This window comes from Pseudomonas sp. P108 (assembly GCF_032613195.1).
Classification (GTDB): Bacteria; Pseudomonadota; Gammaproteobacteria; order Pseudomonadales; family Pseudomonadaceae; genus Aquipseudomonas.
Window position 1 is genome coordinate 1,345,522 of the sequence record NZ_CP126691.1, and the last position, 16,982, is coordinate 1,362,503.

General features: G+C 60.1%; 12 protein-coding genes and 1 pseudogene. 5 read left to right on the top strand and 8 right to left on the bottom strand.

Translation table 11 applies throughout. The annotated features are described in order from the left end of the window. The first annotated feature begins 11 nt into the window (after positions 1-11). Positions 12-794, top strand: coding sequence for a class I SAM-dependent methyltransferase (locus tag QOM10_RS05760; RefSeq protein ID WP_410479206.1), 783 nt, complete (start codon positions 12-14; stop codon positions 792-794). A gap of 105 nt (positions 795-899) precedes the next feature. Here the strand turns inward: QOM10_RS05760 and QOM10_RS05765 are convergent, their stop codons facing one another. Continuing rightward, positions 900-1,535 (bottom strand): TetR/AcrR family transcriptional regulator, encoded by a 636-nt coding sequence (locus QOM10_RS05765; RefSeq protein ID WP_127925989.1) that lies wholly within the window; start codon positions 1,533-1,535, stop codon positions 900-902. A 94-nt stretch (positions 1,536-1,629) separates the two neighbouring features. Here QOM10_RS05765 and QOM10_RS05770 point away from each other — a divergent pair, with 94 nt between their 5' ends. The 3 genes and pseudogenes from QOM10_RS05770 to QOM10_RS05780 all read left to right on the top strand — a co-directional run. Continuing rightward, positions 1,630-2,730: an efflux RND transporter periplasmic adaptor subunit gene (locus QOM10_RS05770; RefSeq protein ID WP_123594900.1), complete on the top strand. Its 1,101-nt coding sequence runs from the start codon at positions 1,630-1,632 to the stop codon at positions 2,728-2,730. A 6-nt stretch (positions 2,731-2,736) separates the two neighbouring features. Beyond that, positions 2,737-5,805, top strand: a complete 3,069-nt coding sequence (locus QOM10_RS05775) for an efflux RND transporter permease subunit (protein WP_127925990.1) — start codon at positions 2,737-2,739, stop codon at positions 5,803-5,805. Between the two features lie 1,147 nt (positions 5,806-6,952). Further along, positions 6,953-7,183 (top strand): annotated as a pseudogene (locus QOM10_RS05780) (DUF6124 family protein); the annotation flags it as partial. Between the two features lie 60 nt (positions 7,184-7,243). Here QOM10_RS05780 and QOM10_RS05785 read toward each other — a convergent pair. The 3 genes from QOM10_RS05785 to plsB form a co-directional block, all read right to left on the bottom strand. Next, on the bottom strand, positions 7,244-7,933 hold the full coding sequence (locus QOM10_RS05785; RefSeq protein ID WP_116028733.1) for a DUF4197 domain-containing protein: 690 nt from the start codon (positions 7,931-7,933) through the stop codon (positions 7,244-7,246). Positions 7,934-7,960: 27 nt separating this feature from the next. After that, the gene (locus tag QOM10_RS05790; protein WP_316917733.1) at positions 7,961-8,359 is read right to left on the bottom strand and encodes a YbaY family lipoprotein; all 399 of its coding nucleotides are present in this window, start codon (positions 8,357-8,359) and stop codon (positions 7,961-7,963) included. 118 nt (positions 8,360-8,477) lie between these two features. Further along, positions 8,478-10,979 (bottom strand): glycerol-3-phosphate 1-O-acyltransferase PlsB, encoded by a 2,502-nt coding sequence (plsB, locus tag QOM10_RS05795; RefSeq protein ID WP_150749452.1) that lies wholly within the window; start codon positions 10,977-10,979, stop codon positions 8,478-8,480. Between the two features lie 238 nt (positions 10,980-11,217). On the opposite strand from plsB, the gene QOM10_RS05800 reads away from it, so the two are divergent. Then, a complete protein-coding gene (locus tag QOM10_RS05800) occupies positions 11,218-11,427 on the top strand; it encodes a cold-shock protein (RefSeq protein ID WP_007908870.1) in 210 nt (69 codons plus the stop codon). Between the two features lie 139 nt (positions 11,428-11,566). Here the strand turns inward: QOM10_RS05800 and QOM10_RS05805 are convergent, their stop codons facing one another. The 4 genes from QOM10_RS05805 to QOM10_RS05820 form a co-directional block, all read right to left on the bottom strand. Next, a complete protein-coding gene (locus QOM10_RS05805) occupies positions 11,567-11,944 on the bottom strand; it encodes a hypothetical protein (RefSeq protein WP_150594540.1) in 378 nt (125 codons plus the stop codon). A 75-nt stretch (positions 11,945-12,019) separates the two neighbouring features. After that, positions 12,020-12,829 carry a putative RNA methyltransferase gene (locus tag QOM10_RS05810; RefSeq protein ID WP_034156344.1) on the bottom strand — a complete coding sequence of 270 codons (810 nt, stop codon included), beginning with the start codon at positions 12,827-12,829 and terminating at the stop codon, positions 12,020-12,022. Further along, positions 12,829-13,980, bottom strand: coding sequence for a succinyl-diaminopimelate desuccinylase (dapE, locus tag QOM10_RS05815; protein WP_127925996.1), 1,152 nt, complete (start codon positions 13,978-13,980; stop codon positions 12,829-12,831). The genes QOM10_RS05810 and dapE overlap by 1 nt, the downstream gene beginning before the upstream one ends. Before the next feature lie 238 nt (positions 13,981-14,218). After that, positions 14,219-16,810 carry a glycosyltransferase gene (locus QOM10_RS05820; RefSeq protein ID WP_316917734.1) on the bottom strand — a complete coding sequence of 864 codons (2,592 nt, stop codon included), beginning with the start codon at positions 16,808-16,810 and terminating at the stop codon, positions 14,219-14,221. Positions 16,811-16,982: the final 172 nt, after the last annotated feature.

Here is a 16,982-nt window from a genome sequence, read left to right on the forward strand (position 1 = left end):
GCGTGTTTTCCATGATCGAGCAACCCGCGGCCTGCCGCATCCATGTCGAAGCCCTCGGCGCGACGTATGAAGCGCAAGCCGAGCAGTGGGCCGAGCGTCTGGGCCTGCCGCTTGAAGTGGCGGACGGCGAGTTTGCCTTGCAGGTCGGCGAGCAGGGTTTGCAGCTGCAACAGCTCGGCCCGGACGCACCGGGGCCGGTGCGCGTCGACTTCGTTGAGGGCGGCGCGGCGCATCGGCGTTTATACGGGGGCGGCAGCGGGCAGATGATCGCCAAGGCTGTCGGCATTGCTCAAGGCGTGCGCCCGCGTGTGCTGGATGCCACGGCGGGGTTGGGCAAGGATGCGTTTGTGCTGGCCAGCCTCGGATGCGAAATGAGCCTGATCGAGCGCCAGCCATTGATTGGTGCGCTGCTGGAGGACGGTCTGGCGCGCGCGGCGGAAGATTTCGACGTGGCCCCGATCGTGGCGCGGATGAAATTGCTCAAGGGCAATTCCATCGAAGTCATGCAGAACTGGGAAGGTGAGCCGCCGCAGGTGATTTATCTCGACCCGATGTTTCCGCATCGCGAGAAGACCGCGCTGGTGAAGAAGGAAATGCGTCTGTTCCGGCCGCTGGTGGGCGATGATCCGGATGCGCCGGCGTTGTTGCAGGCGGCGCTGGCCTTGGCGACGCACCGGGTAGTGGTCAAGCGACCGCGCAAGGCGCCGTGCATTGAGGGGCCGAAGCCGAGTCATGCGCTGGATGGCAAATCGAGCCGCTATGACATCTATCCGAAGAAAGCGCTAAAACCCTAAGACCGAGTCGCTGCTATTCGCGAGCAGGCTCGCTCCCACCTTGGAATGCATTTCAACTGTGGGAGCGAGCCTGCTCGCGAAGGCGTCCCCCCAGACACCACAGAATCAGGGGCGATAGGCGCGCATAAACAAAGCCACCACTTCCTCGATATGGCTCTCTGCAGCCTCTTCGCTCAACGGCTCCCCACAGCCATACAACAGCCGGAAATTTCCCGCGCCCTTGATCAGGCAAAAGAAATGCTCGGCGGCATTGCGCGGCAGATCGATGCTCAGCACGCCCGTCTCGTGGATGCGCGTCAAAAGCCGCTCCATGCCCTGCACCATGCGCTGCGGGCCGGCCTCGAAGAAGATCAGTGACAGCTTCGGGTCCTGACTGCCCAGCGCCATGATCAAGCGGTGCAAGTTCACCGATTCATCGCTGTTGATCAGGTGATGAAAGCCTCGCGCAATGTTCAGCAACACATTTTCCACGGCGATGCCTTCAGGCAATTCGAAGAACAGTGGCGGTAATTGCTCTTCGCATTTGGCCACCACGGCGGCGGAGAACAGCGTCTCCTTGTCGTTGAAATGGCTGTAGACCGTCAGCTTCGACACGCCGGCCTCGCTGGCGACCGCGTCCATGCTGGTGTTGGCGTAGCCATGACTCAGAAACAGAATTTTCGCCGCGTCGAGGATGGCCTGGCGCTTGGCCAGATCCTTGGGGCGGCCCGGACCGTTTGGAGCTGAAAGATTGTTCGACATTCTTCGCTTTTAATACTGGACTGGTGAGTTTGCTATTAATACCATACCCGCCAGTATAATTATTCCAAGCACCATTAGCGAAAGGTCCGTCACCATGTTCCGCCATGCGTTGTCCCTCGCGTTGCCAGTGAGTCTGGCGTTCCTTTTGTCAGCGTGTGGTCAGGAAGAGGCGACGCAAGTCACCGTGCGACCGGCCATGGTGGTGCAGCCAGAGCCTTCGGCGCAGGCGATGGAAAGTTATCCGGGCGAGGTTCGCGCTCGCTACGAACCCGATCTGGCCTTCCGCATTGGCGGCAAAGTCAGCCGACGACTGGTCGATGAGGGCCAGCGGGTGAAGGCTGATCAGCCACTCGCCGAGCTCGATCCGCAGGACGTGCGCCTGCAACTGGAAGCCACCCGCGCCCAGGTCGCCGCCGCCGAAGCCAATCTCAATCTGGTGCGTGCCGAGCGCGATCGCTACAAGACCCTGATGGATCGGCAGATGGTCAGCCGCTCGGCTTACGACAATGCCGAAAATCTTTACCGCTCCGGTGAAGCCCGCCTCAAACAAATCAAAGCCGAATTCAACGTATCGACCAATCAGGCCAGTTACGCCGTGCTGCGTGCGCCGCAGGATGGCGTGGTGGCCAAGCGTTCGGTCGAGGTGGGGCAGGTGGTTGCCGCCGGGCAAACCGTATTCACCCTGGCCACTGATGGCGAGCGCGAAGTGTTGATCAGCCTGCCGGAGCAGAGCTTCGGGCGCTTCAAGGTCGGTCAGCCAGTGACGGTTGAATTGTGGACGCAGCAAAACCAGCGATTTGCCGGGCAGATCCGCGAACTGTCGCCCGCCGCCGATCCACGCTCACGCACCTTTGCTGCACGTATTTCCTTCACCGGCGGCAAAGTCCCGGCCGAACTGGGCCAGAGCGCCCGGGTGTTTGTGCAATCGGCTGACAGCGTTTCCCTGTCGGTGCCGCTCTCGGCACTCACCGCGGAAAACGGCGCGACCTACGTGTGGGTCGTCAACGGCAACAACACCTTGAAGAAAACCCCGGTGCGCATCGGCCCGTTCGGCGAGAAAAGCGTACCGGTGCTCGAAGGCTTGAACGCCAGCGACTGGGTGGTGGCCGCCGGTGTGCATGTGTTGCTTGAAGGGCAGCAGGTGCGTCCGGTGGATCGCTCCAACCGTGTGGTCAATCTGGCGGACAAGGAGTAAGCCCCGATGCGCTTCAACCTTTCCGAATGGGCGCTGCGTAATCGCCAGATCGTACTGTTCCTGATGCTTTTGCTGGCGATCGTCGGTGCGTTGTCCTACACCAAGCTCGGCCAGAGTGAAGACCCGCCGTTTACTTTCAAAGCCATGGTGATTCAAACCCGCTGGCCGGGGGCGACCGCGCAGGAAGTCTCGCGGCAGGTCACCGAACGCATCGAAAAGAAACTGATGGAAACCGGTGAGTACGAACGCATTGTGTCGTTCTCGCGCCCCGGTGAATCCCAGGTGACATTCATTGCCCGCGACTCGATGCACTCCAAGGAAATTCCCGACCTCTGGTATCAGGTGCGCAAGAAGGTCAGTGATATTCGCCAGACCTTGCCGCCGGACATACAGGGGCCGTTCTTCAACGATGAATTCGGTACCACGTTCGGCAATATCTATGCGCTGACCGGCGACGGTTTCGATTACGCGGTGCTCAAGGATTACGCCGACCGTATCCAGATCCAGCTGCAACGGGTCAAGGATGTTGGCAAGGTTGACCTGCTTGGTTTGCAGGATGAGAAAATCTGGGTCGAGCTGTCCAACGTCAAACTGGCAACGCTCGGCTTGCCGCTGGCGGCGGTGCAACAAGCGCTGCAAGAGCAGAACGCGGTGTCGACCGCGGGGTTCTTTGAAACCGGTAGCGAGCGTTTGCAACTACGAGTCTCAGGGAATTTTCAGACGGTCGAGGAGATAAAAAACTTCCCGATCCGCGTCGGTGATCGTACGTTCCGCATCTCCGATGTCGCCGATGTGCGTCGCGGGTTCAACGATCCACCGGCGCCGCGCATGCGCTTCATGGGCGAAGACGCGATTGGTCTGGCGGTAGCGATGAAGGATGGCGGCGACATTCTGGTGCTGGGTAAAGCGCTGGAAGGCGAGTTCTCGCGCATCCAGAAAAACCTCCCGGCCGGTATGCAATTGCGCAAGGTTTCCGACCAGCCGGCGGCGGTGAAAACCGGAGTCGGCGAGTTCGTTCAGGTACTGGTCGAAGCGCTGGCGATTGTCTTGCTGGTGAGCTTCTTCTCCCTCGGCGTGCGCACCGGCATGGTGGTGGCGCTGACCATTCCGCTGGTGCTGGCGATGACTTTCGCCTGCATGTATTACCTCGGCATCGGCCTGCACAAGATCTCCCTTGGCGCGTTGGTGTTGGCGCTTGGCTTGTTGGTGGACGACGCGATCATCGCCGTGGAAATGATGGCGATCAAAATGGAGCAGGGCTTTGATCGCATCCGCGCGGCGAGTTATGCCTGGACCAGCACCGCGTTCCCGATGCTCACCGGCACATTGATTACTGCCGCCGGGTTTCTGCCGATTGCCACGGCGCAGTCCGGCACTGGCGAATACACCCGCTCGATCTTCCAGGTTGTCACAATTGCGCTGCTCGCTTCGTGGGTGGCGGCGGTGATGTTTGTGCCGTATCTGGGGGAAAAACTCCTGCCGGATCTGGCGAAAATTCATGCGGCCAAACATGGCACTGGCGACGGTCAGCCGGATCCGTATGGCACGCCGTTCTATCAGCGGGTTCGGCGTTTGGTGGAGTGGTGCGTGGCGCATCGCAAGACCGTAATCGTGCTGACGGTGGGGCTGTTTATCGCCTCGGTGATGTTGTTCCGTTTCGTCCCGCAGCAGTTCTTCCCGGCCTCCAATCGACTGGAGTTGATGGTCGATCTGAAATTGGCTGAAGGCGCGTCGCTGGCCAATACCACCGGTGAGGTCAAACGGCTGGAGGCGATGCTCAAGGATCATGCGGGCATCGACAATTATGTGGCCTATGTTGGCACCGGTTCGCCGCGTTTCTACCTGCCGCTGGATCAGCAGTTGCCGGCGGCGAGCTTCGCGCAGTTTGTGGTGTTGGCGAAAACCATCGAAGAGCGTGAGGCGCTGCGCAGATGGTTGATCGAAACGCTTAACGAGCAATTTCCTGCATTGCGTTCGCGGGTTACACGCTTGGAAAACGGTCCGCCGGTTGGCTATCCGGTGCAGTTCCGCGTCACCGGCGAACACATCGAAGAGGTCCGCGCGTTGGCGCGCAAAGTGGCGGCCAAGGTTCGCGAGAACCCGCATGTGGTCAATGTGCATCTGGATTGGGAAGAGCCGAGCAAGGTGGTCTACCTGAATATCGATCAGGATCGTGCCCGGGCGTTGGGTGTGAGCACGGCTAATCTGGCGAAATTCCTGCAGAGTTCGTTGACCGGGTCGAGTGTCAGCCAGTATCGCGAAGACAATGAGTTGATCGAGATTCTGCTGCGCGGCACGGTGCATGAGCGTACCGAGTTGTCGTTGTTGCCGAGTCTGGCGGTGCCGACGGATAACGGCCGCAGCGTGGCGTTGTCGCAGATTGCTACCCTTGAATACGGCTTTGAGGAAGGGATTATCTGGCACCGCAATCGTCTGCCGAACGTGACCGTGCGGGCGGATATTTATGGCAAGGAACAGCCGGCGACGCTGGTGAAGCAGATCATGCCGACGCTGGATTCGATTCGCGCCGAGTTGCCTGATGGTTATCTGTTGGATGTCGGTGGCACGGTGGAGGATTCCGAGCGTGGGCAGAAGTCGGTGAATGCCGGGGTGCCGATGTTTATTGTCGTGGTGCTGACGTTGTTGATGGTGCAGTTGCGCAGTTTTTCGCGCACGGCGATGGTGTTTTTGACGGCGCCGTTGGGGTTGATCGGGGTGGTGCTGTTTTTGATGGTGTTCCGCCAGCCGTTCGGGTTTGTGGCGATGTTGGGGACGATTGCGTTGTCGGGGATGATCATGCGCAATTCGGTAATTCTGGTGGATCAGATTGAGCAGGATATCAAGTCCGGGCTTAAGCCTTGGCAGGCGATTATCGAGGCTACGGTTCGACGCTTCAGGCCGATTGTGTTGACGGCGTTGGCGGCGGTGCTGGCGATGATTCCGTTGTCGCGGAGTGTGTTTTTCGGGCCGATGGCGGTGGCGATCATGGGGGGGTTGATTGTTGCGACCGCGTTGACGCTGTTGTTTTTGCCGGCGTTGTATGCGGCTTGGTTCAGGGTTCGGCGCGAGGCTTGATCCTTTGTTTGACGTGGCGGCCTTCGGGCCGACCATGTTCTTGGGGGTTGGGTGAATATCCGTTTCTGCGGGTGCTGCCGCTGGCGGTTTCGCTTTTACAGCGAGTCCCTTTGGCAAACGCCCCAAAGGAACCAAAGGTCTGCGCCCTGACGTTCGGCCCGCTCGCTGGGGCTCGGGGTTCCTTCGCTCCGGGATCGATCCGGGGGCATCGCTTCCGGTTTGCTTCGCTGCACCTCCTTTCGATGTGTTCGACTTCGTCGAACGGTCGCTGCGCTCCCACCCCCGGATCAATCCCTCCACTCAGCCTGCCGACGGGCTTCCAGATCAAGATCAAAAGCTGCAGCCGAGCTAACGCTCATCCTGTTGAGTGGTGAGGAGCAGAAGCGATCTGCTCTTGCTCTTTTGTGGGAGCGAGCTTGCTCGCGAAGGCGGCCTGACAGCCGACCTGTTTTCTGCAGATGTACGCAATCCAAATGTAGGAGCGAGCCTGCTCGCGATGAGGTCCTGACAGCCGCCCAATCTCTACCGGCATACACCCAATCCAATTGTGGGAGCTGGCTTGCCAGCGATGGCGGCCTGACAGCCGACCTGTTTTCTGCAGGTGTACTCAATCCAACTGTAGGAGTGAGCCTGCTCGCGAAGGCGGCCTGACAGCCGACCTGTTTTCTGCAGGTGTACTCAATTCAACTGTGGGAGCGAGCCTGCTCGCGAAGGCGGCCTGACAGCCGACCCGTTTTTTGCAGGTGTACTCCATTTAACTGTAGGAGTGACCCTGCTGGCGATGACGATCGGACAGGCAAAATTGTTTAACCGTGTTGCGAAAATACAGAACCTTCCCACAAGGTTTTCAGGTTGTCCGTCGGAAGCGCGATCTCTAGGCTAGGTCTGTCGCTGCAAAAATCAGCGACCGGGTTTCGCAGCCCGGTTAAACTTCAGACGCACAGCGTCCACCATCCGAAAGCGGGCGCTTTTTTATGCCTGTGTCATGGCGGTTGTGCGCGGGATACCTTCGGGTATGCCGGGTGCCTGAAGTCCCGGTCTGCGAACCTGCGTACAGCTGCCACCTAACTTTCGTTTCGCAGCGAACGGTGGCGGCTCCACTACTTCAGGAGATTTCGCCATGTTCAAAACCACACCCAATCCCCCCAAACCCGTCAGCCATCCCAGCACAATTTTTACCGTCCTTCCCTAAGTCGATTCCGAAACATTACTCGCTCACGCCTGTGAAACCCTGGCCTCAGCCAACATCATGGCCAGCGAACTGGCGTTCACCCTGAATGGCCCGACGTGTAGTCAGCTTCTGGGTATTCAGCAGATGATTTCCCTCGCTGAGCCGTCGGTGAATCGCGTCCTCGATCAAGTCGATCCGCAAAACTGACGCCCACAAAAAAGCCCGCTGAACCGGTAAAGGTCAGCGGGCTTTTTGTCGTTCAGCACATTACAACGTGCCGAACACCTTCTTCGCCAGGCTGGTCGCCGCAGCGGCCGGGTTCTGGCGGATGGTTTCTTCCTGTTTGCCGATCATCTCGAACAGGCCATTGAGCGCTTGCTCGGTGACGTAGTTTTCAACGTTGGCGCTCTTCGCATCGACAACGCCAAACGCAGCAGCCTGGCCCGCGAACGAGTTGTACTTCTGCGCTACGCCAACCTTGTCGGTCGCTTGTTTGACGATCGGCAGGAACTTGGCGCGGATCTGTTCGCGGCTGGATTTGTCGAGGTATTGCGTGGCCGAGTCCTTGCCGCCACTGAGGATGCCTTTGGCGTCTTCCACGCTCATTTTCTTCACGGCATCGACGAGGATTGGCTGGGCCTGGGTCACCGCGGATTCGGCAGCCTTGTTCATGGCAGTTTCCAGTTCTTCAACCTGGGCGCCCATGCCGAAGGCTTTCATTTTGCTCGCGGCTTTGCCGAGTTTGCCCGGCAGTTCGATCTTCACGTCGGGGTTGTTGCTGAAACCGCCGGGTGTGCCGAGTTGTTTGACGGCGATTTGCGCACCCTGGGTCAGGGCATCCTTGAGGCCGCCGGTGGCGTCTTTTTGCGACAGGTCACTCAGCGACAAGGCCATGGCGCTGGCGGAGATCATCAGGCCTGCACACAGGCCGGCGAAGCGAAGGGTAGGGCGGAGCATGGCGGCTTCCTTGAGGCAGAAAATGAATTAACGAACGGCGTCGACGCGAATTTTCAGCGGCTGCGGGTCGTTGCCGTCGAGTTGCACGGCGTGGTTTTCGGTGGTGATGAACATCAACTCACCGTTGATTTCAATGCGCGCGCTGACCGAGTAACGGTGGCCCGGTTTGACCTGCGCCGGATCGTAGCTCAAGTGGAAGGGCAGCGGTACCTGGCCTAGGACCGGGCCTTTCTGTTCATCCAGCACCACGGCTGGCGCATCGGCCAGCGAAACGTCCTGCAGGCTGACGCTGAGGGTCGTGCTCGGTGGCAGGGCGATGCGCTGCAAGTAGAACACTTCACCGTCAAGGCCGACCTTGCCGGCAGGTGTGGTCGATTGGCAGGCGCTGAGCAGTGTGGCGGCGGCGAGCAGGGTGAGTTTTTTCATCGGACGTTCTCCTTTTCAATGTGGGAGCGAGCCTGCTCGCGAAAGCGGTTTAGCATTCAACATTTCAGTTGTCTGACACTCCGCCTTCGCGAGCAGGCTCGCTCCCACAGGGTTTGCATCAGGTCTCGGGTTGGGCGACGACCTGATCGGCAGCATCTTCACTGCGATGCAGTGCAACCTGGCGGATCGACAAACGAATCTCCGCCGGCAACACGCGCTTGGCCGCACCTTCGGCGAGTTCGCCAAGCAGCTCGTGGTAACTCAGTTTTCCGGCTTCGTCGCGGCGCAGCACGTCGAGGTCGAGCATCGTCTGGATGAAGTGACGGAACAGGCTCTTGTCGAAGAACTCCGGCGCATTCAGACCGTGGAGGATCGACAGGCGCTGGGCCATGACCGTGCAGAGATCTTCCAGCTCTTCGGCGCTGACGGTGTTCTGGCCGCTGTTGAGCAGCAAGGACACGGTCATGTAGAAGCGCTGCAAGGTCTGGGCGATGCTCTTCGACAGCAGCGTCAGCAATACGAAATGCCGCGAACTTGGCGCCGGACGCAGGTAGACGTCCTTCTCGAAGCGCAGCAGGCCTTGCTCGACGAATGCTTCCAGCCACTGATCAACCACACCGTCCAACTCATCCAGCGTCCAGCGAATGAACAGTTCCGATTGCAGGTACGGATACAACGCGCGGGTGTAGCGCAGGATCTGTTCGCGACTCATACGCGAAGCGCTCTGGAAGAAGCTCGCCAGCAGCGCAGGCAACGCGAAGATGTGCAGCACGTTGTTGCGGTAGTAGGTCATCAGGACGGCGTTCTGCTCGTCCAGATAGAGAATCTTGCCCAGCGCATCGTTCTGCTCGGCGAGCAGGTCCATGTCCTTCACATGCTCGATCAGCGCACGACCATCGCCTTCCGGCAGCGTGGTGTGCGGCGAATACGGGACTTTGCGCAGCAGCGCCAGGTACAGATCCAGTACCCGTGCCATGGCGCGATCGTCCAGTGCCAGACGTGTGGTCGACAGCAGCGCCAGCGCGACAAGGTTGACCGGGTTGATCGCCGCCGCTTCGTTCAAATGCTGCGCGACTTTCTCGCCAAGGCGATTGGTGGTTTCGTTGAGCCACGCCGGTTTGTACTGCGGGCCGAGTTCCTGCTGGCGCCAGTCCGGTTGCTCGGCATCGAGGAATTCCGCCAGTTTGATCGGCTCGCCGAAGTTCACCGCGACCTGACCGAAGCGCTGCTTGAGCGCACCGATGACTTTGAAAATGTCGAAGATCGATTCTTTCTTCTTGCTCGCGCCGCGCAGTTCGCCGAGGTAGGTGCGACCTTCCAGCACGCGCTCATAACCGATGTACACCGGCACAAACACGATCGGCATCCGCGACGAACGCAGGAAGCTGCGCAGGGTGATGGCGAGCATGCCGGTTTTCGGCTGCAGCATGCGCCCGGTGCGCGAGCGGCCGCCCTCGACGAAGTACTCGACCGGGAAACCTTTGGTGAACAGGGTGTGCAGATATTCGTTGAACACCGAGGTGTACAGCGGATTGCCCTTGAATGTGCGACGCATGAAGAACGCGCCGCCGCGACGGAGCAGGCTGCCGATCACCGGCATGTTCAGGTTGATCCCGGCGGCGATGTGCGGCGGGGTCAGGCCGTTGCGGAACAGCAGATACGACAGCAGTAAATAGTCGATGTGGCTGCGGTGGCACGGTACGTAGATCACTTCGTGACCCTGGGCGACCTTCTGCACGCCTTCGATGTGGTTGACCTTGATGCCGTCGTAGATCTTGTTCCAGAACCAGCTGAGCACCACTTCGAGGAAGCGGATCGCGGTGTAGGTGTAGTCCGAGGCGATCTCGTTGCCGTAACGCAGGGCCTGGGCCTTGGCTTTCTCCGCGGAGATGTTTTCGCGCTCGGCTTCGTCGAGGATCGCTTGCTTGACCAGTGGCTGGTTGAGCAGACCTTTGACCAGGTTGCGACGGTGGGAAATGTCCGGGCCGATCACCGCTGCTTTCAGATTACGGAAGTGTACGCGCAGGATTCGCTGGGCCATGCGCACGGTGCGTTCGTGGCCCTTGTTGTGCTCGATCAGCTCGCGCAGGTGAATCGGCGCCGAGAATTGCACGCGGGTTTTACGCCCGAGAACAATGATGCTCAACAGACGACGCAGGCGCCCGGTGACGGCCCAGCTGTCGGCGAACAACAGCTTCCACGGACTGTTTTCGCTGTCCGGCGATTGGCCCCAGAACACGCTGACCGGAATGATCTGCGCATCTTCAGCAGCGTTCTGCGTCAGTGCGCTGACCAGGCGAGTCAGGGTTGGCGGCGCGCCGCGTTTGTCCTGGCGACCGAGCCAGTCTGGGTCCGGCGTCAGGTAAAAAAACGCCGCCGGTTCGATCAGCGAACCCACCGACACCGGCAGCACCGGACGCGGCAGGCCGGCCTTGGTGCACTCGGTGTCGAGCACGGCCAGATCGGTCAGCGAAGGGTTTTGCAGGACGTAGAACACCGGACGACTGCGGTCGAGGTTGAGGGTGAACGACGACTGGTTGATCGTCTCCGAGCGAACCCAGAGGTACAACAGTCGGCGCAAGGTGCCAAACACAAGACGGCGGAACGGGGAACGGGTCATACGGCTTCTGCGTGAGTGGATAAAACCGAGCATTTGCTCGGGAGGTCGACAGTTTGCCGTATTCACCGAAAATCGGCAAAAAAGCGGCGAAGTAATCTCCTGTTGAGAGTTTTCGCGCCTGTCATATACTCGGCGGTCTGTCGCCGGGGCCCTTTTATGGACGTCGGACGCAGGCTGACGTTCCGCAAAGGCTTTCCTGCGAAAAGCCTGTTCAATAATAAAAAAGGAGTATGAACAGATGGCAACACGTGAAACCGGCAACGTGAAGTGGTTCAACGACGCCAAAGGCTACGGCTTTATCCAGCGCGAAGACGGGGTGGACGTGTTCGTGCACTACCGCGCGATTCGCGGCGAAGGGCATCGGTCGCTGACTGAAGGCCAGCAGGTCGAGTACGCGGTGATTACCGGCGAGAAGGGTTTGCAGGCTGAAGACGTTGTAGGCCTGTAATACAACTCTTCAGAACGCCAAAAACCACTGTGGGAGCGAGCCTGCTCGCGAATGCGTAGTGTCAGTCGATATGAATGGTGACTGATACACCGCATTCGCGAGCAGGCTCGCTCCCACATGGGATCTGCGTTGCCTGTTGTTAAGCGGTTTTCCAGGTGATTTCTTCTTCACCGTCTTCGCTGATGCGCATCCAGCGATCCGCCGTTTCCTCACCTTCTTCTTCAACCCACGTGCCCGGCGCGCAACGCACTTCCACGTTCAGCGCAGCGAATGCGGCGCGGGCGCAGGCGATGTCGTCGTCCCATGGCGTCTGGTCGCTTTCCAGGTACAGGCTGTTCCATTTGCCCACGGCTTTCGGCAGCCAGGTCACCGGCACGTTGCCGGCCTTGCACTTGTAGGTCTGGCCTTTCTGAACCCAGTCGGTGCACGGGCCCAGCGCGGCGCCCAGCCAGGCCGAAATGGCCTTGTGGTCGACGTCGGCGTCTTTCAGGTAAATCTCGATATCCGGTTGGCGCATGGATGTCCTCACTGCGGGTCTGAAAAATCCATTCGCGGATTTAGCCGGCCCCGGGCACTCGCCCGAGACCAAAAGTTATTGAAGAACGAAATAATCGTAGCGCATCGACACGGTGGTCTCGAACGGCTCGGCCTGTTCGATCACCGCCGCACGACGCTCGGCACTGGCGCGCCAGCCGTGGGGCGTCATCGCCAACAGGTTGGCGCGATCCTCGGGCTTGTCCAGCGTCAGCTTGAATTCCAGGGTTTCACTGTGCGCCAGCGCCATGCCTTCCGGCACCAGGGCCAGATGCTTGTCGTCGGTGTACTCGCGCACTTCGTCGTACAGGCGTTCGCGCAACTCCATCAAGTGGCCGCTGGTCGGGCCGACTTTCATCAGACCGCCGCCGACACTGAGCAAGCGCTTGGCCTCTTCCCAATCCAAAGGACTGAAAACACTGGCGAGAAACTGGCAACTGCCCGACGCCAACGGCACGCGGGCCATGCTGGCGATCAACCAGGTGATTGCCGGGTTGCGTTTGCAGGCGCGTTTGACCGCTTCACGGGAAATATCCAGCGCGTAGCCATCAGCGTTCGGCAGGGCCTCGGCGATCTGCGCGGTGTAATAACCCTCGCCGCAACCGATATCGACCCAGCGATCCGGCGCATAACTCGCTGCCAGTTCGGCCAGACGCTTGGCTACCGGCGCGTAATGGCCAGCGTTCAGGAAGTCGCGGCGCGCTTCGACCATGGCCTGGTTGTCGCCAGGATCACGGCTGTTTTTGTGCTGCACCGGCAGCAGGTTGAGGTAACCCTGTCGCGCACGGTCGAAACGATGGCCGGCGGGGCAGACCACGCCGTTATCCACCGCATTCAGCGGTTCACTGCAGATGGGGCAAGCGAGCATCAGGCGAGCAACTTGATCAGGGTCTGGTAGTAGATTTCGGTCAGCACATCGAGATCTGCTGCCAGCACGCGTTCGTTGACCTGGTGAATGGTCGCGTTGACCGGGCCCAGTTCAACCACCTGCGTACCCATGGTCGCGATGAAACGGCCATCGGAGGTGCCGCCGCTGGTCGACGCCTTGGTCTCGCGGCCGGTGATGTCCTTGATGCTCGCCGACACCGCGTCGAGCAGCGCGCCAGGTTCGGTGAGGAACGGCAGACCGGACAGCGCCCAGTCGATGTGCCAGTCCAGATCATGCTTGTCGAGAATGTCAGCCACGCGCTTCTGCAGGCCTTCAACGGTCGATTCGGTGGAGAAACGGAAGTTGAAAACCGCCACCAGATCGCCCGGAATCACGTTGGTCGCGCCGGTGCCGGAGTTGACGTTGGAAATCTGGAAACTGGTTGGCGGGAAGAAATCGTTACCGTGATCCCAGTGCTCGGCGGCCAGTTCGGCCAGCGCCGGAGCGGCGAGGTGGATCGGATTCTTTGCCAAGTGTGGATAGGCGACGTGGCCCTGAATGCCTTTGACCGTGAGCTTTGCACCCAGCGAGCCGCGACGACCGTTTTTCACCACGTCGCCAACCAGTGTGGTGCTCGACGGTTCGCCGACGATGCACCAGTCCAGACGCTCGTTGCGCGCGGCCAAGCGCTCGACCACTGCTTTGGTGCCGTGATGCGCCGGGCCTTCTTCGTCGCTGGTGATCAGGAACGCGACCTTGCCCTTGTGGTTCGGGTAGTCGGCGACGAAACGCTCAGCGGCGACGGTCATCGACGCCAGGCTGCCTTTCATGTCCGCCGCGCCACGGCCGCAGAGCATGCCGTGCTCATCGATCACGGCGTTGAACGGGTCGATCTGCCACGCGGTGACCGGGCCGGTCGGCACCACGTCGGTGTGACCGGCGAAGCACAGTACCGGGCCGTCGTTGGTGCCGTGGGTCGCCCAGAAGTTATCCACATCTTCGATGCGCATCGGCTCGAGGCTGAAACCGGCATCGCCCAGGCGCTGCATCATCTGCTTCTGGCAATCGGCGTCGACCGGCGTCACGGACGGACGGCGGATCAGGTCGATGGCGAGTTGGAGGGTCGGCGAAAGGTCGGCGTGGGCCGTCATGGAAAACTCCGGGATCATGAATTTGAGCGAGGGCCAATGTGGGAGCGAGCCTGCTCGCGAATGCGGCGTATCAGGCAACATAAGGGTTGAATGTTACAAAGCCTTCGCGAGCACGCTCGCTCCCACAGGGATTGGGTTCGGTCGGTTACACCGCGTATCACGCCAAGCCCCGCAAAATGGCGGTTATCTTAAAGCAAAACGGCGACCATTGGCCGCCGTTTAGTGCATCGATGAGGATTTAGACGACCGGCGCCGGCTCAGGCGCAGCGGCAGGTTTGGGCAGCGACGACAGGAACGCCATGATCAGCGCCGCCAGATACGGCAGCGACTGCACCAGCAACATCACCACCCAGAAGCGCATGTCGTTGCTCGGCATGCCGTTGACCAGATAGATCCCCAGCGCCGCGCCCCACAACAGCAGCATGATGAACAGCTCTTCGCGTGCTTCGGAAATCGCCACCCAGAAGCCGTGGTTGTCGGCGTTTTTCGGCGTGCGGAAGAACGGAATGCTGCTGGTGAAGAAACCGTACAGCACCGCTTTGGCGATGGTGTGCGACAACGCCAGCCCGGCCAGCGCCGCGCAGAAGGCATCTTTCAGGTTCACGCCGACGGCGCGACGGTAGAGGAAGATGATCTTGCCGACCTTGAACACGAACAGCGCCAGTGGCGGGATCGCGAAGATCAGCAACGGCGGATCGACCCGCTGCGGCACGATGATCATCGCCGCCGACCACAACAGCGCGCCGACGGTGAAGAAAATGTTCATGCCGTCCGCGACCCACGGCAACCAGCCCGCGAGGAAGTGATAGCGCTGGCCACGGGTCAGCTCGGTGTCCTTGCCGCGCAACAGGCTGCCGGTGTGACGCTTGATGATCTGGATCGCACCGTAGGCCCAGCGGAAACGCTGCTTCTTGAAGTCGATGAAGGTGTCCGGCATCAGACCCTTGCCGTAGCTGTCGTGGTAATACGCCGCCGACAGGCCTTTTTCGAACACGCGCAGACCGAGTTCGGCGTCTTCACAGATGCACCAGTCAGCCCAGCCCAACTCTTCCAGCACCGAACGACGGGTCATGGTCATGGTGCCGTGCTGAATGATCGCGTCACGGTCGTTACGGGTAACCATGCCGATGTGGAAAAAGCCTTTGTATTCCGCGTAGCAAAGCTTCTTGAAGGTGCTTTCGTTCTGATCGCGATAGTCCTGCGGCGATTGCACCACAGCGATTTTCGGGTCGGCGAAGTGCGGCACCATGTGCTTGAGCCAGTTCGGGTGTACGCAGTAATCGGAGTCGATCACCGCGATCACTTCGGCGTCCTTGGCAGTGTGCGGAATCAGGTAGTTCAGCGCGCCACCCTTGAACCCGGCCAAGGGCGAAACGTGGAAGAACTTGAAGCGCGGGCCGAGGGTTTCGCAGTAGTCGCGCACCGGTTCCCAGACCGCCGGGTCCTTGGTGTTGTTGTCGATGATCAGGACTTCGTAGTCCGGATAATCCAGCGCTGCGAGGGCGTCGAGGGTCTGTTTGACCATGTCCGGTGGCTCGTTGTAGCACGGCACATGGATCGAGACTTTCGGGCGATAGCTGGAGTCGCCCTCGACCGGCAGGAACTCGCGCCGACGCTTGTGAATCCACACCGCTTCGGCCAGTTCATGCGCCTCGGTCAGCAAGACGATGAACACGCCGAGCGCACCCAGCGCCAAGAGAATGCCGACCGTCAAACTGAACCACGTGCTGTATTGCAGGCTGTAGTCGTAACCGATCCACACCAGCACCGAACCGCAGAGGAACGCGATGAAGGTCAGGAAGATCCGCCCGCGTTGACGCAGCGCCGAGCCGTCGATCATCAGCAGGGTCAGCGACAACAGCGCCAGCACCACCGAACCGATCGCCAGTACGCGCCATTGCGGAATCGCGACCACCGGGCCCTCGAAGTTGAATTTCTGCTGACGCGCAGCGTTGAACACGCCCCAGTAGGCGCCGACCGAACCTTCGTCACTGGCCTTCCACGGCTGGTCGAAGGCTTCGATCACGAAGTAGTTGAAGCCTTGGCGGTTGAGCTTGTTGACCAAGGTCCGCAGGTAGATCGCCTGATCCGCCGGCGACGCATCGGCGCCGCCACGCATGCGGCCGTTGCTCGGCCAGCCGACCTCGGAGAGCAGCAGCGGTTTTTTCGGGAACAGCTTTTTCAGATCGCGGGCACGGTCGAACACGAACTGGCCGGCCTTGTCGACCGGGATGAATTCCCAGTAAGGCAGAACGTGCGCAGCGATCAGGTCAACGTGCTTGGCCAGTTCCGGGTGTTCTTCCCAGACGTGCCATTGCTCTGACGTGGTCACCGGCACTTTCACCGCAGAGCGCACGCGATCGAGCAATACGCTCAGCTCTTGGGCGGTGATTTCCTTACGGAAAATCGCTTCGTTACCGACCACCACACGAACCACGCTGCGCGAGGTGTTGGCCAGTTCGATGGCGCGGGTGATTTCCCGTTCGTTGCGTTCCTGGTCGGGACTGATCCAGATCCCCAAGGTCACGCGCAGGCCGAATTCTTCAGCCAGTTTCGGGATGTCTTGCAGCGAGCCGTCGACCGAGTAGATACGGATGTTGTCCGTCAGCTTGCTCATGATCTCCAGATCACGGCGCATTTCGTCGTCAGACGGATACTGATCCTTCTGCGGGAATTGTCCTTGCTGGAACGGCGAATAGGAGAAACCGGAGATCTGCTCCGGCCAGTTCGGCGCGGAAACCGGGCGATTGATCAGCGCCCAGAAACCGGTGAACAGGGCAGCGATTGCCAGAACCACCACCAGGTTGAGTCCAAATTTACGCGATGACATAGCTATTTCGGGTTCCAAAGGCTGTGGAACGAAGGATCGGTCGGCTAGACGCCCGAGGGGCGCGCATCCTACACCGGCAGTTCACAAGTCGTACATCAGACAGGGAAATGCCCGACATTGGGCAGCCGACTTTGACTTAAGTTCTTACACTTGTAGCTGATGTTTAGAACTT

Coding starts and splice junctions, on each gene's coding strand:
- QOM10_RS05800 (WP_007908870.1), top strand. CDS start 11,218: ATGGCAACACGTGAAACCGGCAACGTGAAGTGGTTCAACGACGCCAAA.
- QOM10_RS05770 (WP_123594900.1), top strand. CDS start 1,630: ATGTTCCGCCATGCGTTGTCCCTCGCGTTGCCAGTGAGTCTGGCGTTC.
- QOM10_RS05760 (WP_410479206.1), top strand. CDS start 12: ATGATCGAGCAACCCGCGGCCTGCCGCATCCATGTCGAAGCCCTCGGC.
- QOM10_RS05810 (WP_034156344.1), bottom strand. CDS start 12,829: ATGCTCGCTTGCCCCATCTGCAGTGAACCGCTGAATGCGGTGGATAAC.
- QOM10_RS05765 (WP_127925989.1), bottom strand. CDS start 1,535: ATGTCGAACAATCTTTCAGCTCCAAACGGTCCGGGCCGCCCCAAGGAT.
- dapE (WP_127925996.1), bottom strand. CDS start 13,980: ATGACGGCCCACGCCGACCTTTCGCCGACCCTCCAACTCGCCATCGAC.
- plsB (WP_150749452.1), bottom strand. CDS start 10,979: ATGACCCGTTCCCCGTTCCGCCGTCTTGTGTTTGGCACCTTGCGCCGA.
- QOM10_RS05820 (WP_316917734.1), bottom strand. CDS start 16,810: ATGTCATCGCGTAAATTTGGACTCAACCTGGTGGTGGTTCTGGCAATC.
- QOM10_RS05805 (WP_150594540.1), bottom strand. CDS start 11,944: ATGCGCCAACCGGATATCGAGATTTACCTGAAAGACGCCGACGTCGAC.
- QOM10_RS05785 (WP_116028733.1), bottom strand. CDS start 7,933: ATGCTCCGCCCTACCCTTCGCTTCGCCGGCCTGTGTGCAGGCCTGATG.
- QOM10_RS05775 (WP_127925990.1), top strand. CDS start 2,737: ATGCGCTTCAACCTTTCCGAATGGGCGCTGCGTAATCGCCAGATCGTA.
- QOM10_RS05790 (WP_316917733.1), bottom strand. CDS start 8,359: ATGAAAAAACTCACCCTGCTCGCCGCCGCCACACTGCTCAGCGCCTGC.